16 protein-coding genes and 1 tRNA gene are annotated in these 22,281 nt (G+C 69.3%); 13 read left to right on the forward strand and 4 right to left on the reverse strand.

Annotated features, from left to right (window positions below):
* The first annotated feature begins 114 nt into the window (after window positions 1-114).
* The 4 genes from rbfA to pnp all read left to right on the forward strand — a co-directional run bounded on the left by rbfA (window position 115) and on the right by pnp (window position 4,409).
* Window positions 115-528 (forward strand): 30S ribosome-binding factor RbfA, encoded by a 414-nt coding sequence (gene rbfA, locus GGR66_RS17265; RefSeq protein ID WP_160969858.1) that lies wholly within the window; start codon window positions 115-117, stop codon window positions 526-528.
* 215 nt (window positions 529-743) lie between these two features.
* A complete protein-coding gene (gene truB / locus GGR66_RS17270) occupies window positions 744-1,670 on the forward strand; it encodes a tRNA pseudouridine(55) synthase TruB (RefSeq protein ID WP_184449336.1) in 927 nt (308 codons plus the stop codon).
* Window positions 1,671-1,874: 204 nt separating this feature from the next.
* On the forward strand, window positions 1,875-2,135 hold the full coding sequence (rpsO, locus tag GGR66_RS17275; protein WP_003467392.1) for a 30S ribosomal protein S15: 261 nt from the start codon (window positions 1,875-1,877) through the stop codon (window positions 2,133-2,135).
* 165 nt (window positions 2,136-2,300) lie between these two features.
* The gene (gene pnp, locus GGR66_RS17280; RefSeq protein ID WP_160969854.1) at window positions 2,301-4,409 is read left to right on the forward strand and encodes a polyribonucleotide nucleotidyltransferase; all 2,109 of its coding nucleotides are present in this window, start codon (window positions 2,301-2,303) and stop codon (window positions 4,407-4,409) included.
* Between the two features lie 263 nt (window positions 4,410-4,672).
* Here pnp and GGR66_RS17285 read toward each other — a convergent pair whose 3' ends face one another.
* A complete protein-coding gene (locus GGR66_RS17285) occupies window positions 4,673-6,016 on the reverse strand; it encodes an EAL domain-containing protein (RefSeq protein ID WP_184449338.1) in 1,344 nt (447 codons plus the stop codon).
* Window positions 6,017-6,117: 101 nt separating this feature from the next.
* A complete protein-coding gene (locus GGR66_RS17290; protein ID WP_160969850.1) occupies window positions 6,118-6,447 on the reverse strand; it encodes a DUF3175 domain-containing protein in 330 nt (109 codons plus the stop codon).
* 535 nt (window positions 6,448-6,982) lie between these two features.
* On the opposite strand from GGR66_RS17290, the gene GGR66_RS17295 reads away from it, so the two are divergent.
* The 5 genes from GGR66_RS17295 (at window position 6,983) to GGR66_RS17315 (ending at window position 15,999) form a co-directional block, all read left to right on the forward strand.
* On the forward strand, window positions 6,983-11,326 hold the full coding sequence (locus tag GGR66_RS17295; protein ID WP_221236486.1) for a DEAD/DEAH box helicase: 4,344 nt from the start codon (window positions 6,983-6,985) through the stop codon (window positions 11,324-11,326).
* A 440-nt stretch (window positions 11,327-11,766) separates the two neighbouring features.
* Window positions 11,767-13,434: a methyl-accepting chemotaxis protein gene (locus tag GGR66_RS17300; RefSeq protein WP_184449342.1), complete on the forward strand. Its 1,668-nt coding sequence runs from the start codon at window positions 11,767-11,769 to the stop codon at window positions 13,432-13,434.
* A gap of 82 nt (window positions 13,435-13,516) precedes the next feature.
* Window positions 13,517-15,199, forward strand: a complete 1,683-nt coding sequence (locus GGR66_RS17305) for a methyl-accepting chemotaxis protein (RefSeq protein ID WP_160969844.1) — start codon at window positions 13,517-13,519, stop codon at window positions 15,197-15,199.
* A gap of 11 nt (window positions 15,200-15,210) precedes the next feature.
* Complete coding sequence (locus tag GGR66_RS17310; protein ID WP_160969842.1) at window positions 15,211-15,732, forward strand: chemotaxis protein CheW; 522 nt, start codon at window positions 15,211-15,213, stop codon at window positions 15,730-15,732.
* An 84-nt stretch (window positions 15,733-15,816) separates the two neighbouring features.
* Window positions 15,817-15,999 carry a hypothetical protein gene (locus GGR66_RS17315; RefSeq protein ID WP_184449344.1) on the forward strand — a complete coding sequence of 61 codons (183 nt, stop codon included), beginning with the start codon at window positions 15,817-15,819 and terminating at the stop codon, window positions 15,997-15,999.
* Between the two features lie 205 nt (window positions 16,000-16,204).
* Here GGR66_RS17315 and GGR66_RS17320 read toward each other — a convergent pair.
* Window positions 16,205-16,280: transfer RNA gene (locus tag GGR66_RS17320), tRNA-Ala, on the reverse strand.
* 234 nt (window positions 16,281-16,514) lie between these two features.
* Between GGR66_RS17320 and GGR66_RS17325 the strand changes: the two genes are divergently transcribed.
* The gene (locus GGR66_RS17325) at window positions 16,515-16,919 is read left to right on the forward strand and encodes an H-NS family nucleoid-associated regulatory protein (RefSeq protein ID WP_160969838.1); all 405 of its coding nucleotides are present in this window, start codon (window positions 16,515-16,517) and stop codon (window positions 16,917-16,919) included.
* 101 nt (window positions 16,920-17,020) lie between these two features.
* On the opposite strand, the gene rnd is transcribed toward GGR66_RS17325, so the two are convergent.
* Window positions 17,021-18,106, reverse strand: a complete 1,086-nt coding sequence (gene rnd, locus GGR66_RS17330; protein ID WP_184449346.1) for a ribonuclease D — start codon at window positions 18,104-18,106, stop codon at window positions 17,021-17,023.
* Between the two features lie 239 nt (window positions 18,107-18,345).
* Between rnd and GGR66_RS17335 the strand changes: the two genes are divergently transcribed.
* From GGR66_RS17335 to GGR66_RS17345, 3 genes are all read left to right on the forward strand, one after another.
* Entirely contained in the window at window positions 18,346-20,211 is a 1,866-nt protein-coding gene (locus GGR66_RS17335; RefSeq protein WP_255421758.1) for a formylglycine-generating enzyme family protein, read from the forward strand.
* A gap of 323 nt (window positions 20,212-20,534) precedes the next feature.
* Window positions 20,535-21,446, forward strand: coding sequence for a M48 family metallopeptidase (locus tag GGR66_RS17340; protein WP_184449348.1), 912 nt, complete (start codon window positions 20,535-20,537; stop codon window positions 21,444-21,446).
* A gap of 118 nt (window positions 21,447-21,564) precedes the next feature.
* Window positions 21,565-22,023: a DUF6491 family protein gene (locus GGR66_RS17345; RefSeq protein ID WP_184449350.1), complete on the forward strand. Its 459-nt coding sequence runs from the start codon at window positions 21,565-21,567 to the stop codon at window positions 22,021-22,023.
* Window positions 22,024-22,281: the final 258 nt, after the last annotated feature.

The raw sequence follows: 22,281 nt of genomic DNA on the forward strand, positions 1-22,281 counted from the left end.
GAAGCCGGGATTCGGGAGTCGGGATTGGGGAATGGGAAGAGCGGGGCGCTGCAGGCGCGTCGCTCGTCCCAGCTCCTTCCCGGCTCCTTTGTTCCGAACAACGAGATTTTCGATATGCCCACCAAATCCTTTCACCGTACCGATCGCGTGTCCGCGCAGATCCGTCGCGACCTCGGCACGATCGTGCACGCGGCCGTGCGCGATCACGGCCTGCCGTCGGTCAGCGTGTCCGACGTCGAGGTCACCCGCGATCTGGCCCATGCCAAGGTGTTCGTCACCGCGCTGATGCAGGAGCGCTCGGCCGAGGCGGTCAAGGGCCTGAAGGAGCTGGCGCCGCAGCTGCGCAGCGAGCTGGCCCGGGCGATGAAGCTGCGCCACGTGCCCGAGCTGCATTTCCACTACGACGATTCGGTCGATCGCGGCGAGCGCATCGACAATCTGCTGCGCGACATGCCGGAGCTGCAGCAGGATCAGGACGACGACAGCCGTGCCGCCGACGACGGCGAAGCATCGCCGCGCAAGGACTGAGCCCGCCGCCGATGCCCCGGCATCGGCGCCTACTGTTTGAACGGACACGTCGAACGTGGACGTTTCGTCTCGGCCGCGATCGCGGCGCTGCCTCATCCGCAACCGGCCCGCTGTTGTGCGTGCCTTCGCTATCTGCCTGTGTCGGTCGCACGCGCCCGGCAGATGCCGGATTCGCCCATCCCGAATCCCCAATCCCAAATCTCCGTCCGCATCCCATGCCTGTCTTCGGTCCGCGTCTGCCCCGTATCGTCTTCCGTCGCCTCGATGGCATCGTGCTGCTCGACAAGCCGATCGGCATGAGTTCCAACGCGGCGCTGCAGGCGGCGCGGCGGCTGTTCCGTGCCGAGAAGGGCGGCCACACCGGCAGCCTGGACCCGCTCGCCACCGGGCTGCTGCCGCTGTGCTTCGGCGAGGCGACCAAGCTGGCCGGGCTGCTGCTCGGCTCGGCCAAGGCCTACGAAGCGGAGGTCGTGCTCGGCGTCACCACCGACAGCGACGATGCCGAGGGTACGGTGCTGCGGACCCGGCCGGTGCCGCCGCTGGACGCGGCCGCCCTGGAGGCGGCGCTGGCACCGCTGCGCGGGCGCATCCGCCAGCGCGCGCCGATCTATTCCGCGCTCAAGCAGGGCGGCGAGCCGCTGTACGTCAAGGCGCGCCGCGGCGAGGCGATCGAGGCGCCGGAGCGCGAGGTCGAGGTGCATGCGATCGACGTACTCGCCCACGCCGGCGATCGCCTGCGCCTGCACGTGGCCTGCGGGTCCGGCACCTACATCCGCAGCCTGGCCCGCGACCTGGGCGAGGCGCTGGGCTGCGGCGCGCACATCGCCGCGCTGCGGCGGCTGTGGGTGGAGCCGTTCCGTAACCCGCAGATGGTCACCCTGGAGCACCTGCAGCAGCTGGCCGCGCAGGATCCGGCGGCACTGGAGGCGCTGGTGCTGCCGCTGGCCGCCGGCCTGGCCGATTTCCCGCCGGTGCGCCTGGAGCCTGCTGCGGCGCAGCGTTTCCGCATGGGCCAGCGGCTGCGCGATCCGGCCTGGGCGCCCGGCCTGGCTGCGGTGTTCGACGCCGAGGGCGTCCCGCTGGGCCTGGGCCAGGTCGATGCGAGCGGGCTGCTGGCGCCGCAGCGCATGTTCAATCCGTGACCGCGCAGCGGTCGCGCCGGGTGTTACCTGACCGTCGTTCAGTCATGACACCGTCTTAACGCCTTGTTCCTGCAGGCCGGGACCGGTACAATTTCGCGGCCTTTCCGGCACGCTGCGCTCCGGCGCAATCCTTCGCAATCGGCGAGCCAGGCGGTGCGTCCTCTGCACGTTCCTGCCGGCCCCGCATCTCAGAGAAAACATCCCATGTCCATCGACACCCAGAAAGTCATCGAAGAAAACAAGCGCGGCGCTGCCGACACCGGTTCGCCGGAAGTCCAGGTCGCCCTGCTGACCGCCCGCATCGAACTGCTGACCGGCCACTTCAAGACCCACAAGAAGGACCACCACAGCCGCCGCGGCCTGCTGCAGATGGTCAACCGCCGCCGCAGCCTGCTCGACTATCTGAAGAAGAAGGATGGCGAGCGCTACAAGGCGCTGATCGAGAAGCTCGGCCTGCGTCGCTGAGGCAAACGAACCCCACCGCGGCGCAGTGATGCGCCGCGGTTTTGTTTTGGGTAGTACCGTGGTCCGGAGATTGCTCCGCGCCACCGGCCGGATCCTCCCGGCCACCCGCCAGCGGCATGGGCCGTCAGCGGTCCATTTGCAGACAGCATCATCCAAGGAAACCCCGTGGCAAAAATCACCAAAACCTTCCAGTACGGCAAGCACACCGTCACCCTCGAAACCGGCGAGATCGCACGCCAGGCCGGCGGTGCCGTCATCGTCAAGATGGACGACACCGTACTGCTGGTCACCGCCGTCGCCGCCAAGAGCGCGCGCGAAGGTCAGGACTTCTTCCCGCTGACGGTCGACTATCAGGAGAAGTTCTACGCCGGCGGCCGCATCCCCGGCGGCTTCTTCAAGCGCGAGGGCCGTGCGACCGAGAAGGAGACGCTGATTTCGCGGCTGATCGACCGTCCGATCCGTCCGCTGTTCCCGGAGGATTACAAGAACGAAGTGCAGATCATCGCCACGGTGATGTCGATGAACCCGGACATCGACGGCGACATCGCCGCGCTGATCGGCGCCTCGGCCGCGCTGTCGCTGGCCGGCACCCCGTTCAACGGCCCGATTGGCGCCGCCAAGGTCGGTTACAAGAACGGCGAATACATCCTCAACCCCACCGTGTCGGAGCTGAAGGACTCGCAGCTGGAGCTGGTCGTCGCCGGTACCGCCAACGCGGTGCTGATGGTCGAATCCGAAGCCGCGCTGCTGTCGGAAGAAGTGATGCTGGGCGCGGTCACCTTCGGTCATCGCGAGATGCAGAAGGTCATCAACATCATCAACGAGCTGACCGTCGAAGCCGGCACCAAGCCGTCCGACTGGGTCGCCCCGGCCAAGAACGAGGCCATGATCGCCGCGCTGAAGGAAGCGGTTGGCGATCAGCTGGCGTCGGCCTTCCAGGTGCGCGACAAGCTGCAGCGCCGCGATGCGATCTCGGCGATCAAGAAGGACGTGATGGCGCAGCTGGCGCCGCGCGCCGCCGCCGAAGGCTGGGTCGCTGCCGACCTGTCCAAGGAGTTCGGCGAGCTGGAATACCAGACCATGCGCGGTTCGGTGCTGAGCACCAAGGTGCGCATCGACGGCCGTGCGCTGGACACCGTGCGCCCGATCAGCGTGAAGGCCGGCGTGCTGCCGCGTACCCACGGCTCGGCGCTGTTCACCCGCGGCGAGACCCAGGCGATCGTGGTCACCACGCTGGGCACCGCCCGCGACGGCCAGGTGATCGACGCGGTCTCCGGCGAGTACAAGGAAAACTTCCTGTTCCATTACAACTTCCCCCCGTACTCGGTGGGCGAGTGCGGCCGCTTCGGCGCGCCCAAGCGTCGCGAGATCGGCCACGGCCGCCTCGCCAAGCGCGGCGTGCTGGCAGTGATGCCGACCATGGAAGAGTTCCCGTACACCATCCGCGTGGTCTCGGAAATCACCGAATCCAACGGTTCCTCGTCGATGGCCTCGGTCTGCGGTTCGTCGCTGGCGCTGATGGACGCCGGCGTGCCGGTGAAGGCGCCGGTGGCCGGTATCGCCATGGGCCTGGTGAAGGAAGGCAACGACTTCGTGGTGCTGTCGGACATCCTGGGCGATGAAGATCACCTGGGCGACATGGACTTCAAGGTCGCCGGTACCGCCGAGGGCGTGTCCGCGCTGCAGATGGACATCAAGATCGAAGGCATCACCGAAGAGATCATGAAGCAGGCCCTGGCGCAGGCCAAGGCCGGCCGACTGCACATCCTCGGCGAGATGGCCAGCGCGCTGACCACCCCGCGTGCGGAGCTGAGCGACTACGCGCCGCGCCTGCTGACGATCAAGATCCACCCGGACAAGATCCGCGAAGTGATCGGCAAGGGTGGTTCCACCATCCAGGCGATCACCAAGGAAACCGGCACCCAGATCGACATCCAGGACGATGGCACCATCGTCATCGCCTCGGTCAACGCGATCGCTGCGCAGGCCGCCAAGGCGCGCATCGAGCAGATCACCTCGGACGTCGAGCCGGGCCGCATCTACGAAGGCAAGGTCGCCAAGATCATGGACTTCGGCGCGTTCGTGACCATCCTGCCGGGCAAGGACGGCCTGGTGCACGTCTCGCAGATCTCCAGCGAGCGCGTGGAGAAGGTCGGCGACAAGCTGAAGGAAGGCGACGTGGTCAAGGTCAAGGTGCTGGAAGTCGACAAGCAGGGCCGCATCCGCCTGTCGATGAAGGCCGTCGAGGAAGGCGAGGGCGTGTCGGCCGAATAAGCCGCGCGCGTCCACTGCCGTTCCAGGAAAAAGCGGGCTTCGGCCCGCTTTTTTCTTGCCTGGCTGTTTGCGCAGGCGCAGCAACTGGCGAACGTGCCGTGTTGGTCGACGTTCGTGTGGATCAGGGTGGGGGCAGGGCATCGTCTGAGCGGCTTCAGCCGCGACAGCGCGCCACCGGTGGTGCCAGGTCGCGGCTGAAGCCGCTCCTGCACAGGATGTCCGTGGCGGGCGTGGCCGGAACGCAACGCTCGATCGCGCGCGGCTCAGCCGCTGCCGTCGCCGATCGCCGGATAGCGCGCCAGGTGCGCCGACAGCGGCCCGGGATGGGCGAGCTGGTAGCCCTGGCCGTAGCGCGCGCCCAGCGCCTGCAGCGTCGCCAGTTCGCTCTCGGTCTCGATGCCTTCGACGACCACGTCGGCATTGGTTTCCGCGGCGAAGGACAGGATCGCCATCGCCAGCCGCTGCCGACGCGGCTCGGCGTCGATGCCGCGGGTCAGGGTCAGGTCCAGCTTGATGATGTCCGGCGCCAGGTGCAGCAGGTGGCGCAGGCTGGCGAAGCCGGTGCCGGCGTCGTCCAGGGCGATGCGCAGGCCCTGCCGCTGCAGCAGGCCGATGTGCTCGGACAGGCGCGGATAGTCCGGCGCCTGCAGTTGCTCGGTGATTTCCAGCACGATCCGCGACAGGTCGTGGCCGTGCAGCAACGCCTGCAGTCGCGGATGCAGCAGCGTGGGCGCGGACACGTTGATCGCCAGGTACAGCGGCGCCGGCAACTGCGTCAACAGCTCCAGCGCCTTGCGCGCGGCGGCCAGTTCCAGCTCCAGCCCCAGCCCGACCCGGCTTGCATCGTCGAACCAGCGCAGCGGCGGCATCGCCGGATTGGCCGGAAAGCGCGATAGCGCTTCCACGCCGACGATGTGCTGCGATGCCAGGGCCAGCACCGGCTGGGTCACGATCTGCAGGCGCGCATCGGCGATGGTTTCGCGGATGCGGGTGGCGATCGCCGCCTTCTCGCGAAATGCGTGTTTCTCCACGTCCTGGCGGCGCGCGATGTCGGTCTGCAGCGCGGCGCGGTCCATGGCCAGCGCCAGCGTCGCCCCGACCAGGGTCGCCAGCAATTCCAGCGTGCGCACGTCCTGTGCACTGTAGGCGTCGGGTTGTGGCGCCAGTACCTTGAGCACGCCGATGCTGCGGTCGCCGTAGCGCAGCGGCACCACCAGCATCGAGCGCAGGCCGATGCGACGACAGGCTGCGCGATCCACCCGTGGATCGATTTCCGAATCGTCGCAGCGCAATACCTGGCCGCTGCGCATGCACAGGCCGGACAAGCTGCCGTTGCTAGGCAGGCGCAGGCCGAGGTGGCGCTCGGCGACGCCGCTGGCCGACCAGTACAGCATGTCGTTGCCGTCGCACATCTCCACCACGGCGCCGTTGGAGCGTGTCAGCTCCTGCGCGCGGTGGGTGACGACATCCACCACCTGCAGCGGATCGCTGCCGGCCGCCGCGATCTCGCCCTGCGCCAGGATGATGCGCGACAGCAGCGCCGCGTCGTCTTGCGTCGCGGCGGCGGTGTGCTGGATGAGATCCGAAATGTCGGATGCCTTGGCCATGTCCGCATCATGTGCAATGCGTTGGAGGACGGCAATCGGGCGGCGCGCGCGTGGCGTAGGCAGCGTACGGAACTGATCGCTCCATCACGCTGCACAACCGTCTACGTTCTGTCGCTTGCGTCACCTTTGCGTGGTTTGCCATACAGGCTGCGCAACTCGTCCTTGGCCTGCTCCAGGATCTGGCGGCGCTGCGCCGGCAGCTGGTCGCCGGCCCGATTGATGTAGAAGGTCAGCATCGACATGGCCGAGCGATACGGACCGGTGCGGCGGCGCGCATGCAGGTCGGCCGACTGCTTGAGTGCACGTGCGATCGCGGCCGGGTCGTGGCCTTCGAAGACGGCCGGCGCTACGCCGAGCGATTGTGGCGCGTCGCGGTTGCGCTGCTGGCTCGGGTCGTTACTGGTGGTGAGGTACGGTCTGCTCTGTGCCATTGGTGATGCTCCTTGGCGATGGCGAATGGAGAGATACAACGCATACGCAGCCCAGCAATGCGGGACCCGATGGCAGATGCCGCCGCCACCCGCTGCCGTACGCGACAAGGCGACGGCAGTGCGACATCGAAGGGGAACGGTGCGGAGGCGACGCGAACGCACGCCGCCGCAGTCGCGTGCGCAGGTCGTGGAGCGTCCCGCGCGCGTGATGGGCGATGCCGTTTTTCGCTGGTGTTGCCGTGCCGCATTCCGTTCCCAGAAGCGAAGCTCGCGTGTGTTTCGCAAACGCTAGGCCGAGATACGTGATGCCGTCGACAACATAACCGCGCTGCGCGGAGCGAGTTGTAGACATTATGTCGTTCGATGAACGCTTAATGGAAAAGCCCCTAAAAAAAGGGCTCGCGTGCAAATGCGCTTGATCGCTTGGATAACGTCACCATTTTCATTGTCAAGGCGATGGCGCGAGACAGTCGCGTGGACAATGCGCACGGGTGGCATCGCCGGCGCGCCGCACGCCGGCGCAATAGGAGATCGCATGTCCTTGGCGCAAACGCGCTTTCATCCCGCCGTTTCCCGCTGGTTCGAACAGCGTTTCGCTGCGTCCACGCCGGCGCAGGCGGCGGCGTGGCCGGCGATCCAGGCCGGACGACACACACTGGTCGCCGCGCCGACCGGTTCCGGCAAGACCCTCACCGCGTTTCTTGCCGCGCTGGATGCGCTGGTGCGCGAAGGTCTGCGCGAAGGCGGCCTGCAGGACCGCACCCAGGTGCTGTACGTCTCGCCACTGAAAGCGCTTTCAAACGACATCCAGCTCAATCTGGAGGCGCCGCTGCAGGGCATTCGCGCCGAACTGGCGGCGTTGGGTTTGCCGGATGTGCACATTCGCACCGCGGTGCGCACCGGCGACACGCCGCAGCGCGAGCGCGCGCAGGCGCGGCGGCGTCCGCCGCACGTGCTGGTGACCACGCCGGAGTCGCTGTACGTGCTGCTCGGGTCGGTGTCCGGGCGCGAGACGCTGCGCCATGTGCGCACGGTGATCGTCGACGAGATCCATGCGCTGGCGGCGAACAAGCGCGGCAGCCATCTGGCGCTGTCGCTGCAGCGCCTGCAGCAGCTTTGCGAGGTGCCGCCGCTGCGCATCGGCCTGTCGGCGACGCAGAAGCCGATCGATGCGGTCGCGCGCTTCCTGGTCGGCAGCGCGGCGGTGCACGACGGCGAGGCGGACTGCGCCATCGTCGACATCGGCTATGCGCGCGCCCGCGACCTGGCGCTGGAGGTGCCGCCGACGCCGCTCAGCGTGACCATGTCCGCCGACCAGTGGCAGCAGGCGTATACGCGCCTGGCCGAGTTGGTGCGCGCGCACCGCACCACCCTGGTGTTCGTCAACACCCGACGCATGGCCGAGCGCACTGCCCGGCACCTGGGTGAACTGCTCGGCACGCAGGCGGTGGCAGCGCATCACGGCAGCCTGGCGCGCGAGACCCGGCTGCTCGCCGAGCGCCGGCTCAAGGCTGGCGAGCTGCAGGTGCTGGTGGCCACGGCGTCGCTGGAGCTGGGCCTGGACATCGGCGACGTCGACCTGGTCTGCCAGCTCGGATCGCCGCGTTCGATCGCCGCGTTCCTGCAGCGCGCGGGACGCTCCGGGCATGCGGTGGGCGGCACGCCGAAGGCGCGACTGTTTCCGCAGTCGCGCGACGACCTGGTCGAATGCGCGGCCCTGCTGGACTGCGTGCGCCGCGGCGAACTGGATGCGCTGCGCATGCTCGACACGCCGCTGGACGTGCTCGCCCAGCAACTCGTCGCCGAGGTGGCCTGCCAGGAGTGGGAGGAAGACGCGCTGTACGCGCTGGTGCGTGGCGCCTGGCCGTATGCGGCCTTGCCGCGCGCGCAGTTCGACGCGGTGCTGCGCATGCTCAGCGAAGGCTTCAGCACGCGGCTGGGGCCGCGCGCCGGCTACCTGCATCGCGATGCGGTGCATCGCCGCGTGCGCCAGCGTCGCGGTGCGCGGATGGCGGCACTCACCTCCGGCGGCACCATTCCCGAGACTGGCGACTACAGCGTGGTGCTGGAGCCGCAGGCGCAGACCATCGGCACGGTCAACGAGGATTTCGCGGTGGAGAGCCTGGGCGGCGACGTGTTCCAGCTCGGCAACGCCAGCTACCGCATCCTGCGCGTGGAAGCGGGGCGGGTGCGGGTGGAGGACGCGCGCGGCGCGCCGCCCAACATCCCGTTCTGGATCGGCGAAGCGCCCGGGCGCAGCGACGCGCTGTCGCTGGGCGTGTCGCGGCTGCGCGCCGAAGTCGAGCAGGCGCTGGAGCAGGGCGGGACGGCGCAGGCACTGCAGTGGCTGTGCGGTCCGCTGGCGCTGGACGCCGCCGCCGCGCAGCAGATCGTCGACTACCTGGGCCGTGCGCATGCGGCGCTGGGCGCCTTGCCGACCCAGCAGTGCATCGTGCTGGAGCGCTTCTTCGACGCCACCGGCGGCACCCAACTGGTGATCCACAGCGTCTACGGCAGCCGCATCAACCGCGCCTGGGGCCTGGCCCTGCGCAAGCGTTTTTGCCGCACCTTCAATTTCGAATTGCAGGCGGCCGCGACCGAGGACGCGATCGTGCTGTCGCTGTCGACCCGGCACAGCTTCGCCCTGGACGAGGTGGCGCGTTACCTGCGTGCCGCATCGGCGCTGGACGTGCTGGTGCAGGCGCTGCTGGATGCGCCGCTGTTCGGCGTGCGCTGGCGCTGGAACGCCACCAACGCGCTGGCGCTGCCGCGCTTCACCGGCGGGCGCAAGGTCGCGCCGCAACTGCAGCGGATGAAGTCCGAGGATCTGCTGGCCACGGTGTTCCCCGATCAGGTGGCCTGTGCGGAAAACCTGGTCGGCGAGCGCGAGATTCCCGAGCACCCGCTGGTGGCGCAGACCCTGCGCGACTGCCTGGACGAGGCGATGGACAGCGCCGGCTGGCTGCAGCTGCTGCGCGGCATCGAGGCCGGCGAGGTGCGCGTGCTGGCGCGCGAACTGACCGCGCCGTCGCCGCTGGCGGCCGAGGCGCTGGATGCGCGGCCCTATGCCTTTCTCGACGACGCCCCGCTGGAAGAACGGCGAACCCAGGCGGTGCACAGCCGCCGCTATCAGGATCCGGACAGCGCCGACGATCTCGGCCAGTTGGACTCGCAGGCGATCGCCGCGGTGCGCGAGGAGACCTGGCCGCAGCCGCGCAGCCGCGACGAGATGCACGAGGCGCTGCTCACGCTCGGCGTGGTGAGCGCGGACGAGGCCGCCGCGCAGCCGCAGTGGCGACACTGGTTGGGTGAACTGGCCGCCGATGCGCGTGCCACCTGCCTGCACGGCGTCGACGGCGCCGCCGCGGCGCTGTGGGTGGCGGCCGAAGCACTGGCGGCGGTGGCGCCGCTGTACCCGCGGGCCAGCGCGCAACCGGTCATCGCCGTGCCCGAGGGCTACGCGATCGCCGACTGGGACCGCGACAGCGCGTTGCGCGAGTTGCTGCGCTGGCGCTTGGCCGGCCTGGGGCCGGTCACCGCCGAGGCGTTGGCGGCGCCGCTGCAGCTGCCGCTGCGCGAGGTGCAGGCCGGGTTGCTGGCGCTGCAACAGGACGGCTATGTGCTGGGCGGACGGTTCAGCGCCGACGCCGATGCCGAGGAGTGGTGCGAGCGCCACCTGCTGGCGCGGATCCACCGCTACACCCTCGGCCGCCTGCGTCGCGAGATCGAGCCGGTGGCGCCGCGCGACTACGCGCGCTTCCTGTTCCGCTGGCAGCACCTGGATACGCAGGGCCAGGTGGAGGGCGCCGAGGCGCTGGCCGCGGTGCTGGCGCAACTGGAGGGCGTGGAGGCCGCGGCGCCGCTGTGGGAAGCGGAGCTGTTGCCGGCGCGGGTGCGCGACTACCGCCCGGCATGGCTGGACGAGGCCTGCAGTGCCGGCCGCACGCTGTGGACGCGGCTGCGCCCCGGCGCCGGCGGCGCCGCGCCGACGCTGCGCAGCACGCCGATCCTGTTGCTGCCGCGGCGCAGCGCCGGGCAGTGGTCGCGGCTGTCGCCCACTCCGGAAGCCGGCGCGCTGGGCTCGCGCGCGCGCAAGGTCGCCGACCATCTCGAGGCGCATGGTGCCTCCTTCTTCGACGAGATCGCCGAGGCCACCCGCCTGCTGTCCACCGAACTGGAGGCGGCGCTGGCCGAACTGGTCGCCGCCGGCCGGGTCCATTGCGACAGCTACGCCGGCCTGCGCGCCTTGCTGGTGCCGGCATCGAAGCGGCCGTCGGCGCTGTCGCGGCGGCGGCCGCGTATGGCGCTGTACGGCGGCATCCAGGACGCCGGACGCTGGGCGCTGTTGCGGGCCTGCCCCGAGGCAGACGACCCGGCCGCGCGCAGCGAGGCGGTCGAGCACGTCGCACGGACCCTGCTGCGCCGCTACGGCGTGGTCTGCTGGCGCCTGCTCGAACGCGAAGCGGCATGGCTGCCGCCGTGGCGCGAAGTGTTGCGGGTCTACCAGCGCCTGGAGGCGCGCGGCGAGATCCGTGGCGGACGCTTCATCGATGGCCTGTCCGGCGAACAGTTCGCTCTGCCCGAGGCGATCGGCCTGCTGCGGCAACTGCGCCGCGAGCCCGGCAACGGCACCTGGGTGTGCGTGGCCGCCGCCGATCCGGCCAATCTGCTCGGCAGCGTGCTGTCCGGCACGCGGGTGCCGCGGGTCGCGGGGGCGCGCGTGCTGTACCGCGACGGCGTGCCGATGGCGAGCTGGGCCGGCGAGCGCTTCGAGCCGCTGCAGGACATGGAGGCCGAGGAACTCGCGCGCGCGCAGCGGCTGTTGCGTGGCGGCACTGCGGCGCAACGGCAAACGGTCGCGGCACTGCCGATGGTGTGAAGGCGCTGGGCCATGGACGCGCTCGCGCACGGCGATGGCGGGCATATCGGCGCTGCTTTCACATTCTGTCTACAAATTAAAGGGGTTGGCATCCCACTTCGCCCTTGGTGCAAAACAGGGGTCATCTGCCATTGCAGAAAAACTGCGGCATCCACGCCGTCGGCGCCCGGCGAGCTTCTTCACATGCGTCGAGTGCTGCGGCGCAACGCCTGTTGCGCATTCAGTCAGCGCCGCCGCCGTGCGGCCGATATGCGGAATTCTGCAGTTTTCACGCCTTTTAAAGGCGCCATCAATGACGCCGATAGCTCTCACGCACAGACGTTGCGGCGCAGCGTCCTCGCTCACGAACGAGCGAGTGTGTCCACTCCGCGGGGCGCTGCGGAAGACGGCCGGAAGCGCTGCTGGCGCAACCGGACGCAGACAAAGAATCGAGGTACACCATGTTGGGCAATATGAAAATCGGGGTCAGGCTGACGGGGGCATTCCTGATCGTGGCGGCGATCGGCGCCTGTATCGGCTGGATCGGCATCCGCAACTCGGGTCGCATCAACGATTACGCCACGGTGCTGTACGAGCGCGAGTTGCTCGGCCTGTCGCACCTGAAAGAGGCCAACATCAATCTGATCAACGCCGGCCGTTCGCGCGCCAACCTGCAGTTGGCCAGCACGGAGGAAGATCGCGCCAAGCATGTCGCCAGCCTCGACAAGTACACCGCCAAGGTGGTCGAGCACATGGACAAGGCCAGGGCCTCGTTCGACGACCCGGACACGCTGGCCAAGCTGGCCCGCTTCGACCAGGTGTGGAAGACCTATCTGGAGCGGCGCGGCCAGTTCGTCGACTCGGTGATGCGCGAGCCGCTGCCGCAAGGCAATGCGCAGTTGGCGGACCTGTCCAAGGGCGTGCGCAGCAGCTCCGACGAACTGGATGCGCTGATGTCGGAACTGAGCGAGATCAAGGAGGCGAATGCGTCCAAGGCCAACGACGCCACCGACGAGATCTACGCCAGCAGCACCCACACGCTGCTGGCCATCGTGATCGGCGGCGTCCTGCTCGGCGTGGGCCTGGGCGTGTTCATCAGCCGCAGCGTGACCCGGCCGATCGACAAGGCGGTCAGCGTGGCCAATGCGCTGTCCGAGGGCGACCTGAGCATGTCGATCGACGTGCGCGGTCGCGACGAGACCGCGCAGCTGCTGCTGGCGATGCAGCGCATGGTCGAGAAGCTGCAGCAGGTGGTCGGCGAGGTCAACGCCAGTGCGCAGAGCCTGGCTGGCGCCTCGGAAGAAGTCAGCGCCACCGCGCAGTCGTTGAGCCAGGCCTCGACCGAGCAGGCCGCCGGCGTGGAGGAGACCAGCGCCTCGCTGGAGCAGATGACCGCTTCCATTGCGCAGAACACCGACAACGCCAAGGTCACCGACGGCATGGCCGCGCAAGCCGCCCGCGAGACGCTGGAAGGCGGCCAGGCGGTGGTGGCCACGGTGGCGGCGATGAAGCAGATCGCGCACAAGATCGGCATCATCGACGACATCGCCTACCAGACCAACCTGCTGGCACTAAACGCGGCGATCGAGGCCGCACGTGCCGGCGAGCACGGCAAGGGCTTCGCCGTGGTCGCCGCGGAGGTGCGCAAGCTTGCCGAGCGTAGCCAGGTGGCCGCGCAGGAGATCGGCGAGGTGGCCGGCTCCAGCGTGGAACTGGCCGAACGCGCCGGGCAGCTGCTGGAGACCATCGTGCCCAGCATCAAGAAGACTTCGGATCTGGTGCAGGAAATCACCGCCGCCTCGCAGGAGCAGTCCTCCGGCGTCGCACAGATCAATGTGGCGGTTGTGCAACTGAGCCAGATCACCCAGCAGAACGCGACCGCCTCCGAAGAGCTGGCGGCCACCGCCGAATCGATGAGCACGCAGGCCGTGCAGTTGCAGGACAGCATGGCGTTCTTCCAGTTGTCCGCTGCCACGCGGCGTGCCACGCATATGCCGGACGAAGGCGAGGCGCCGCTGTCGCTGCGTGCGGCCGGCTCGCGCTGGGCGACGCGTGCGCCCTCCGCGGCCGCGCGCCGTCCCGGTGCAGGCAATCGCGACCGCAACGAAGCGCTGCTGGGCCGCGCCTGATCCATTCCCTGGCGGCGCAGGTCGCGCCGCCAGTTCCATGTCGATGTCGTTGTCACAACTGCCCCATTGTCGGGAGAGTGCCATGCTGAAGAATCTGAAAGTCGCAACCAAACTCTACGGCGGCTTCGCCGTAGTCCTGTGCATCCTGCTGGCGCTGGCCGGCGTCGCTTACTTCAACGTCTCCGCGTTGTCGCAGGCCAATTACTGGAACACCCACACCTACAAGGTGATCGCCGAAGTCGATGCTGCGCTCAGCAGCCTGATCAACATCGAGACCGGCACGCGCGGCTTCTCGCTGACCGGCGAGGACACCTTCCTGCAGCCCTATCGCGACGGTGTCGCCAGCTTCGACAGCCACCTGCGCACGGCGCAGGAACTGACCGCGGACAATCCCAAGCAGCAGGAGCGCCTGAACGCGCTGAAGCAGACCCAGGCGCAATGGCTCAGCCAGGCAGTGCATCCGCAGATCGCGCTGCGCAAGAACGTCAACGACGGCCAGGCGACGATGGAGGCGTTGGCCGCCGCGGTGCGTGCCTCCAAGGGCAAGGCCTACATGGATACGATGCGTGATCGCATGGCCGAAGTGCGCCGCGCAGAAAGCGAACTGCTGGCTGTGCGCGCCTCCGAGGCGGAGCAGCTGCAGCAGCGCACCAACCTCACCCTGATCGTCGGCAGTCTGGTCGCGGCGCTGTGCGCGTCGTTTATCGGTTTTCTGATCGCGCGTTCGCTGATGAGCGAACTCGGCGGCGAGCCGAGCACGGTGATGGAAGTGGCCTCGCGGATCGCGCGTGGCGATCTCACCGTGCAGGTGCCGACCCGCCCCAACGACACCACCAGCGCGATGGTGGCGCTGCAGGCGATGGTCGAGCGTCTGGCGGATGTCGTGGGCGAGGTCAACGCCAGCGCGCAATCGCTGGCCGGTTCGTCCGAGGAAGTCAGCGCCACCGCGCAGTCGCTGAGCCAGGCGGCCACCGAGCAGGCCTCCGGCGTGGAGGAGACCAGCGCCTCGCTGGAACAGATGACCGCGTCCATTGCGCAGAACACGGACAACGCCAAGGTCACCGAGGGCATGTCGGCGCAGGCGGCCAAGGAAGCGGTGGAGGGCGGCGAAGCGGTGCTGGCCTCGACCCATGCGATGAAGCAGATCGCGCAGAAGATCGGCATCATCGACGACATCGCCTACCAGACCAACCTGCTGGCGTTGAACGCGGCGATCGAGGCCGCGCGCGCCGGCGAGCACGGCAAGGGTTTCGCCGTGGTCGCGGCGGAAGTGCGCAAGCTGGCCGAGCGCAGCCAGGTGGCCGCGCAGGAGATCGGCGAGGTCGCCGCCAGCAGCGTCGGCCTGGCCGATCGCGCCGGCAACCTGCTCGGTACCATCGTGCCCAGCATCAAGAAGACCTCGGATCTGGTGCAGGAGATCGCCTCGGCCTCGCAGGAGCAGTCCTCCGGCGTCACCCAGATCAACCTGGCGGTGGCCCAGCTCAGCCAGGCCACGCAGCAGAACGCGGCGGCCTCCGAGCAACTGGCGGCGACCGCCGAACAGATGAGCACCCAGGCCGAATCGCTGCAGCAGGCGATGGGCTTCTTCCGCCTCAACCGCGAGCAGGACCTGGCCGCGCCACGCCGTGCCGCGCCGGTGGCGCCCAGGCCGGCGGCCACACGCCCGCTGCGCAACGCCGGCAAGGCCTTGCGCCCGCGTGCACGCCAGGTGCCGGCCTACGCGCTGGCGGATGCGCCGGACGAAGGCCAGTTCGTCAACTTCTGAAGGGGAAGACCATGCACAACGATCGTATCGATGCCGTCACCGGGCTCGCGCAGCAGAACGCCTGGCAGTTCCTGACCTTTCAACTGGATCGCGAACTGTTCGGGCTCAACATCGCCGGTATCCACGAAATCATCGAGTACCGCCCACCCACGCCGGTGCCGACCATGCCGGCCTGCGTGTGCGGGGTGATCAACCTGCGCGGCGCGGTGGTGCCGGTGGTGGATCTGCAGTCGCGGCTAGGCCGCGGGCCCAGCCAGGTCACCCGCCGCAGTTGCATCGTCATCGCCACCGCCACCAGCGAAGAGGGGGGCGCGGCGCAGTCCTTCGGCCTGCTGGTGGACGCGGTCAACGAGGTGCTGGAATTGCCGCCGCAGCAGATCGAGGCGCCGCCGGCCTTCGGCAGCGATATCCGCCGCGACCTGCTGCAGGGCATGGGCAAGCTGGAGGATCGGCTGGTGATCCTGCTCGACCGCGCGCGGCTGCTGCGCAGCGACGACATCGCCGAGGCCGGCGCACGCGCGCTGGCGGCGTGATGCCTGGCACGCCGTGATCCGTGCATCACGGCGGCCTCGCTAGGGTGGCGGCGAGCGGGCATCCGCCCCAGCGAGGTGCAGACCATGGCAAAAGACGAGACCACCCAGTCCGGCAAGCAGCAGGGCATCCACGAGGGCCGGCAGGACCGTGCCCAGGACGATACCGCCAAGCAGCGGCCCGGCCTGGAAGACCAGAAGCTGCGCGAGGCGCACGAGCGCGGCCCGGGCTCCGGACAGGACGAGGCCGCGCAGGACGACAACAGCTGACCGATGATGCGGTGGGGAGCGCGCACTGCGACCGCTTCCCGCCCCGTCAGTACGGAAGCCGAGGACCTCCGATCACGCCATCGCCACTGGGCATCGCATGACAGGACCGCCCTGATCGGATGCGCTCAGCTTCAGGAGCGGCCAACAAAAAGGCCAGAGAGCCTGGTGGCTGTCTGGCCTTGTTGCACCGTCGAGGACGGAAAGATGGTGGAGCGGAAGGGGATCGAACCCTCGACCTTCGCATTGCGAACGCGACGCTCTCCCAGCTGAGCTACCGCCCCACATCAGACGCGTAGTGTAACTGGGCACGGGGCCGCGTGCAAAGGGGGCAATGCAACATCCCCGGCGCCGGGCAGGGGGACGGCCGAAGGGAAGCGGGAACGCGCTCAGCATTCTGTCTACAGCGCGCGCAGGGAGTCGATATACTCGGCGGCCGAAATCTCCCGCGGTGATTTCGTTCCGGACGAAATAAACCGTCCGCTTCATACCATTTACTAAAGACGGGTCTTTTACACATGACGGAAGTTCGCAACTTGCAACAGATCGCCGAAGCCAAGGCCAAGCTGCAGGAAGAAATGCGCAAGCTGGAAGAGCAGGAGCGGCAGGCGCGCGAGGGCGAAACCAATGCGGCGCACGCCAACGTGCTGTCGCTGCTGGAGCAGTTCGCCGAGTTCTTCAGCGCCAAGCAGCGCAACGAGATCGCGGCCTACGTGACCAGCGCGGCGTCCAAGCCGGCCAGCAGCAAGTCCGCCGGTGGCCGCAGCGAGGTCAAGCCGAAGTACCAGCTGCCGCACACCGGCGAAACCTGGTCCGGCCGCGGCCGCACGCCGAAGGCGTTCGCCGCCTGGGAAGGCACCGCCGCCTACAACGAATGGAAGGCGCGCCATCCGGATCTGAAGTTCCCGCTCGTCAAGTATTGAGCGGACGAAAAAAGGCCAGGATTTCCTGGCCTTTTTTTATGCCCGATGGCGTGGGCGTGCATGGCGGGGCGATCGCGGCCTGGCCGCGCGGCCGCATGAGTTCAACGTGCGCTGGCGAGCAGCGGTTGCAGGTGCGGCTCCAGTTCGCGTCGGCGCCAGCCGGCCAGCGGCGTGGGCCATTGCGCGCTTTCCAGCAGGGCTTCCAGGTGCTTGCGCGAGGCCAGCAGGCCGTCGGGCAGGCCGAGTTCGGCGCTGCGTGCGGCCACCGCGTCCTGCAGTCGCTTCAGCGCTGCCTTGTTGTCGTCGCTGGCGGCCAGCGCCTGCGGCGCGTCGGCTTCGTCGGCCAGCGGCGTGGTCAGCGCCTGCCACAGCGCATCGCTGAGCTTGCGTGGCGCCTTGGGGTGCTTGTCGAACAGCGCCAGCATGGCCGGCTGGTCCTGTGGCGGGAACCGCGCCAGGGTGGCGGCCAGTTCGTTGTCCAGGATCCAGCTGCGCGGCTTGTCGCTGTGCCGGGCCTGGGCGTCGCGCCAGCGCAACAGGCGCAGCAGGCGCAGTTGCGCGGGGCGGTCCATGAATTGCGCCGAGCGCATGCTCAGGTGCGGCCAGCGCTCGCCATCGTCGTGCTCGACGGTGCCGAGCAGGCGTTCGCCGTCCTCGTGCAGCCAGTCGCTGCGCTGCAGGGTCTGCAACCGCGCCTGCAGGTGATCGTGCAGCGCGAACAGATGGCGCACGTCGTCGGCGGCGTATTCCAGCTGCGCCGGCGACAGCGGGCGGCGTAGCCAGTCCGAGCGGGTCTCGCCCTTGGCCAGGTGCACGCCGGTGATCTCCAGCACCAGCTTCTGGTAGCCCATGCCGGCACCGAGCCCGGCCAGGCCGGCGGCGATCTGGGTGTCGAACAGCGGCCGCGGCAGGGTGCCGCAGGCGCACTTGAAGGCGACCAGGTCTTCGCTGGCGCTGTGCATGATCTTGAGGATTCCCGGATCGCTCAGCCACGGCGCCAGCGCCTGCGGCATGCCCGGGATCAGTGGGTCGATCAGCAGGATGTCGTCGCCCACCGCCATCTGCACCAGCGCCAGTTGCGGCCAGTAGGTCCGTTCGCGGACGAATTCGGTGTCCAGGCCGATGCGGGCCGGCCGCTGCGCCAGCCGTTCGCTCAGCTCGGCGGGTTGCTTGATCCAGTAAGGCACGTGATTTCCGTTGACTGCAGGGTTTGCTCAGGCAGGCGAGAATAGCCTAACGTCGCTCCGCCGGCCGCACGGCGCGCCGGGTGGGGCGGCGTCGCAAGGGCGTGTCATCAATCCCCGAGCAATCGCGGCCCTTCGGGTTGGGTCTGACAGGCGCGCGGGCCCAACGCGGCATACTCGGGAATTGGTGACACGGCCCAGGGCCATGGTTCGGAGGAAAGGTGCGCAGCAGCGGCGTTGTGATGGTCTGGAGCATGCTGGCGGCAGTGCTGGTCGGCTGTGCGCGGCAGCCGCCGACGCCGGCCGCCGATCCCGCGCCTGCGGCCGCCGCTGCCGCCGTGCCGGCGCGGTCGGCGCCGGCCAGGCCGGTGCAGGCGCCCAGCGTGACCATCGGCGGCGAAGACGCAGCCGAGACCGTGGCGCGCTGGCAGCCGCCGTTGCCGACCTTGACCCGCGGCGGCCTGCCGCAGGCGCGGCGCGAGGCGGCGCGCGCGCTGGCCGCCGATCGCCTGTTCGAGGACGCGCAGTCGGCGATTCCGCTGTACCTGGCGATCCGCAGCCTGGCGCCGAACGATCGCGTCGCCCAGGACGGCCTGCGCAAGGCGCGGCGACGCCTGCTGCAGCTGGGCGCGCAGGCGCTGGGCGATCCGGAGCGGTCCGAGCGCACGCTGGAGCAGGCTGCGCGCATCGCGATGGTGGCGCTGTGGCTGGATGCGGACGATCCGGCGGTGCGGCGCCTGCAGCAGCGGGTGGAGACCGCCTCGCGGGTGCTGGCCTACAACCGCGCCGGCGAGGACGACCTGCGTGGTGGCCGCCTGGGCGAGGACGGCAACGGCGCCCTGGCCAATTTCCGCGAGGCGCTGCTGCTGGATGCGGACGATGCGCGCGCGCGGCAGGGTGTGGCGGCGGTGGAGAGCGCGCTGATCCGCCGCGCCGAGACGGCGGCGGCGGCCTCGGATTTCGCCGCTGCCGGCAGCTGGCTGGCGCGTGCGGCGCGGGTGCGCGAGGACGCGCCCACGGTGCGCGATGCGCGCGTGCGCGTGGAGCAGGTGCGGGTGGCGCGCATCGCCGCCTTGCGCGATGCCGGCCTGCGCGATCTGGCCACACCGGCCGGGTTGAAGTCGGCGCGCGAGCGCCTGGGCGACGTGCTGCGCATCGCCGATCCCGGCGATCCGGTGGCGGCGATGCTGCGCGAACGCATCGACCTGGCCACCCATTACGGCAGTTTTCGTCCCGGCCAGGTGTTCACCGACGGCATGCACGACGGTGGGCGCGGCCCGCAGATGATCGTGGTGCCGCACGGCGGCTTTCGCATGGGCGCGGCCGAGACCGAACCCGGCGCCTCGCCGGCGGAGATGCCGCAGCACTACGTGCGCTTCGACCGCGGTTTCGCCATGTCGATCACCGAGGTCACGGTGGCCGAGTTCCGCCGCTTCGTGGAGGCGACCAATGCGCGTCCGCGCGCCACCCGGCGCGGCCATTCCACGGTCTACGACGAGCGCAGTGGCAACTTCGTGCGCCGCAACGGGGTGGACTGGCAGTCCGATTACCAGGGCGCGCGGGCGGCGCCCAACAGCCCGGTGATGCACGTCAGCGTGCGCGACGCCGAAGCCTACGCGGCCTGGCTGTCGCAGCAGACCGGGCGGCACTACCGGCTGCCCAGCGAGGCCGAGTTCGAATACGCCCTGCGCGCCGGCGGCCGCGGCCGCTATCCCTGGGGCAACGCCGGCACGCCGCCGCGCGGCAGCGGCAACTTCACCGGCGGCGGCGACGTCTCGCCCAGCGGTCGGCACTGGCGCAACGCCTTCGTCGGCTACACCGACGGGTTCTGGGGGCCCGCGCCGGTGGCCAGTTTTTCCGCCAACGCCTGGGGCCTGCACGACATGGCCGGCAACCTCAGCGAATGGGTCGCCGACTGCTGGCATGCCAGCTACCGCCGTGCGCCCGCCGATGGTGCGGCCTGGTACAACCCGGGCTGCCGCTCGCGGGTGGTGCGCGGCGGCAACTGGGCCAATGCGCCGGAGCAGACCCGCGCGGCCTGGCGGCTGATGCAGGATTCGGACAGCACCAGCGCGCGCGTCGGCTTCCGCCTGGTGCGCGGCATTTGACGCCGCCGCGCCGGTGCCGGCGCGAGGGCGTTTCATCCATCCCCGAGTACGCCGCGTTGGGTCTGGCAGGCGCGCCGCCGGTGTTGCGTGGCGCAGTGCCTGACTGGGCGTCAGGTCAAGCCGCGCGGCGTCGGCGGCGCGCCTGCCAGGCCCAACCCGAAGGGCCGCGGTTGCGCGCGCTCGTGGCCGCGTCATCGCTCGGGCGTGGACCGACGTCCACTTCCTCGCTCTTCCTTGCCACAAGCACGCGCAACCGCGGCGCGGCATGCTCGGGGATGGATCAAACGCCCTATATTGCCTCACCAGTCAACGAGGGGAACCCGATGAACCAAGTCTTCGGCCGCCAGGGCGGCGAACCGGGCGGTGGCCGCCGTGGGCCGCTGGGCGGGGTGCGCTGGCTGGTGCTGCTGGGCTTTGCCGTGTATGCCGGGTTCTACTGGTTCTCCAACCGCAGCGAGGACCCGTACACCGGCGAGCAGGTGCTGATCGACCGCTCGTTGAACGTGGAGGACGAGAAGGCGCTGGGTCTGCAGGCGTACCAGGAGATCCTGGCGCAGGAACATCCGGTCGATCCGCAGTCGCAGGTAGCGCAGCAGGTGCGTGCGATCGCGCAGCGGTTGATCGCCAAGGTCGATGTGGTCGAGGACGCGCTGGCCGCCGAGCACGGCATGCAGGCCAAGCATTACGCGCGCGGCTTCGACTGGGACGTCAACGTGATCGAGTCCGACCAGGCCAATGCGTTCTGCCTGCCCGGCGGCAAGATGGCGGTCTACACCGGGCTGCTGCCGGTGGCCAAGAACGCCGATGCGATGGCGGTGGTGATGGGCCACGAGATCGCGCACGCGCTGTTGCGGCATGGCGCGCAGCGCATGGCCCAGCAGAAGCTGACCCAGATCGGGCAGATGGCCGGCGCCGCCGGCGGGCTGGATCCGCAACAGCAGCAGATGGCGATGGCGGCGATGGGGTACGGCTACCTGCTGCCGTACGCGCGCAGCCACGAGACCCAGGCCGACGAAGTGGGCCTGATGCTCGCCGCCGCGGCCTGTTTCGACCCGCGCGAGGCGGTGCCGTTGTGGGAACGGATGAGCGCCAGCAGCGGCGGCCAGGCGCCGCCGGAGTTCGCCTCCACCCATCCCAATCCGGGCACCCGCATCCAGAACCTGCAGGCGCTGATGCCCAAGGCGCTGGAGTACCGGCAGCGCTTCTGCGAGTCGGCGCGCAGTCCCTCGCAGTAAGCGGTGCCATCGCGCCGCGATCGTTGGCTGCCTTGTCGCTGAACGACCCTGCGTGCATACACGGCAGCGTGCACCGTGGCGGGCGCATGATGCGCTCCACACCATCAGGAGCATTGCCATGAAACGCCTGCTGCTGTCCTCCCTCATCGCCACGGCCGTACTGGCCGGCTGCGCGACCAACCGCCTCAGCGACGACGAGCGTCTGACCCTGTACCGCGCCCACGCCGGTGCGCCGGTGCGCGACTTCCAGTACTTCAACCGGCTCAGCGGCTGGACCGCGCTCGGCGACAGCGCGCTGGCGGTGTGGACGCGTCCGAACCAGGCCTATCTGCTGGAATTCGCCGGCACCTGCCAGGACCTGGATTTCGCCCCCAGCATCGCCATCACCCATTTCGGCAGCCAGGTCTCGGCGAAGTTCGACGACGTGCTGGTGCTGGGCGGCGGTCCGGCCGCGATTCGCCTGCCGTGCCGCATCGACAGCATCCGGCCGCTGGACGTCAAGGCGCTGCGCACCTCGGAGAAGGAACTGCGCGAGGCCAAGGTGCAGGAGCGGGCGCAGCAGGCGCCGGGGAGCTGAGGCAGTGCCGGGATTGGGGATTCGGGATTTGGGATTCGCGAGGCGGCGGCGGGGCGAGTGCGATGTTGCACCGCCACTGCCTGGCGTTACAGGTTGCGCCCTGTCGCGTTAGGTGCGGCTGCACTGCGGTGTGCGGCAAGGCCAAATAGCCGCAGGGCGCACGCGTAGATACCGTCTTATCCCCTAGCAGGCAAGGCCCCTTTTCGGGTCGAACGCGGTGCCCGATTTGAGGACGCCATAGGCGAGGTGCAGGAGCTT

The sequence above is a fragment of the Xanthomonas sp. 3498 genome, from assembly GCF_014199795.1.
In the GTDB taxonomy this organism is placed as follows: domain Bacteria; phylum Pseudomonadota; class Gammaproteobacteria; order Xanthomonadales; family Xanthomonadaceae; genus Xanthomonas_A; species Xanthomonas_A rydalmerensis.

Excerpts from the sequence above, each read along its gene's own strand:
- GGR66_RS17335 (WP_255421758.1), top strand. The coding sequence starts at position 18,346 with ATGGTCTGGAGCATGCTGGCGGCAGTGCTGGTCGGCTGTGCGCGGCAG.
- GGR66_RS17285 (WP_184449338.1), bottom strand. The coding sequence starts at position 6,016 with ATGGCCAAGGCATCCGACATTTCGGATCTCATCCAGCACACCGCCGCC.
- GGR66_RS17300 (WP_184449342.1), top strand. The coding sequence starts at position 11,767 with ATGTTGGGCAATATGAAAATCGGGGTCAGGCTGACGGGGGCATTCCTG.
- GGR66_RS17345 (WP_184449350.1), top strand. The coding sequence starts at position 21,565 with ATGAAACGCCTGCTGCTGTCCTCCCTCATCGCCACGGCCGTACTGGCC.
- GGR66_RS17315 (WP_184449344.1), top strand. The coding sequence starts at position 15,817 with ATGGCAAAAGACGAGACCACCCAGTCCGGCAAGCAGCAGGGCATCCAC.
- truB (WP_184449336.1), top strand. The coding sequence starts at position 744 with ATGCCTGTCTTCGGTCCGCGTCTGCCCCGTATCGTCTTCCGTCGCCTC.
- GGR66_RS17290 (WP_160969850.1), bottom strand. The coding sequence starts at position 6,447 with ATGGCACAGAGCAGACCGTACCTCACCACCAGTAACGACCCGAGCCAG.
- rbfA (WP_160969858.1), top strand. The coding sequence starts at position 115 with ATGCCCACCAAATCCTTTCACCGTACCGATCGCGTGTCCGCGCAGATC.
- GGR66_RS17310 (WP_160969842.1), top strand. The coding sequence starts at position 15,211 with ATGCACAACGATCGTATCGATGCCGTCACCGGGCTCGCGCAGCAGAAC.
- GGR66_RS17305 (WP_160969844.1), top strand. The coding sequence starts at position 13,517 with ATGCTGAAGAATCTGAAAGTCGCAACCAAACTCTACGGCGGCTTCGCC.
- rpsO (WP_003467392.1), top strand. The coding sequence starts at position 1,875 with ATGTCCATCGACACCCAGAAAGTCATCGAAGAAAACAAGCGCGGCGCT.
- GGR66_RS17325 (WP_160969838.1), top strand. The coding sequence starts at position 16,515 with ATGACGGAAGTTCGCAACTTGCAACAGATCGCCGAAGCCAAGGCCAAG.
- GGR66_RS17340 (WP_184449348.1), top strand. The coding sequence starts at position 20,535 with ATGAACCAAGTCTTCGGCCGCCAGGGCGGCGAACCGGGCGGTGGCCGC.
- GGR66_RS17295 (WP_221236486.1), top strand. The coding sequence starts at position 6,983 with ATGTCCTTGGCGCAAACGCGCTTTCATCCCGCCGTTTCCCGCTGGTTC.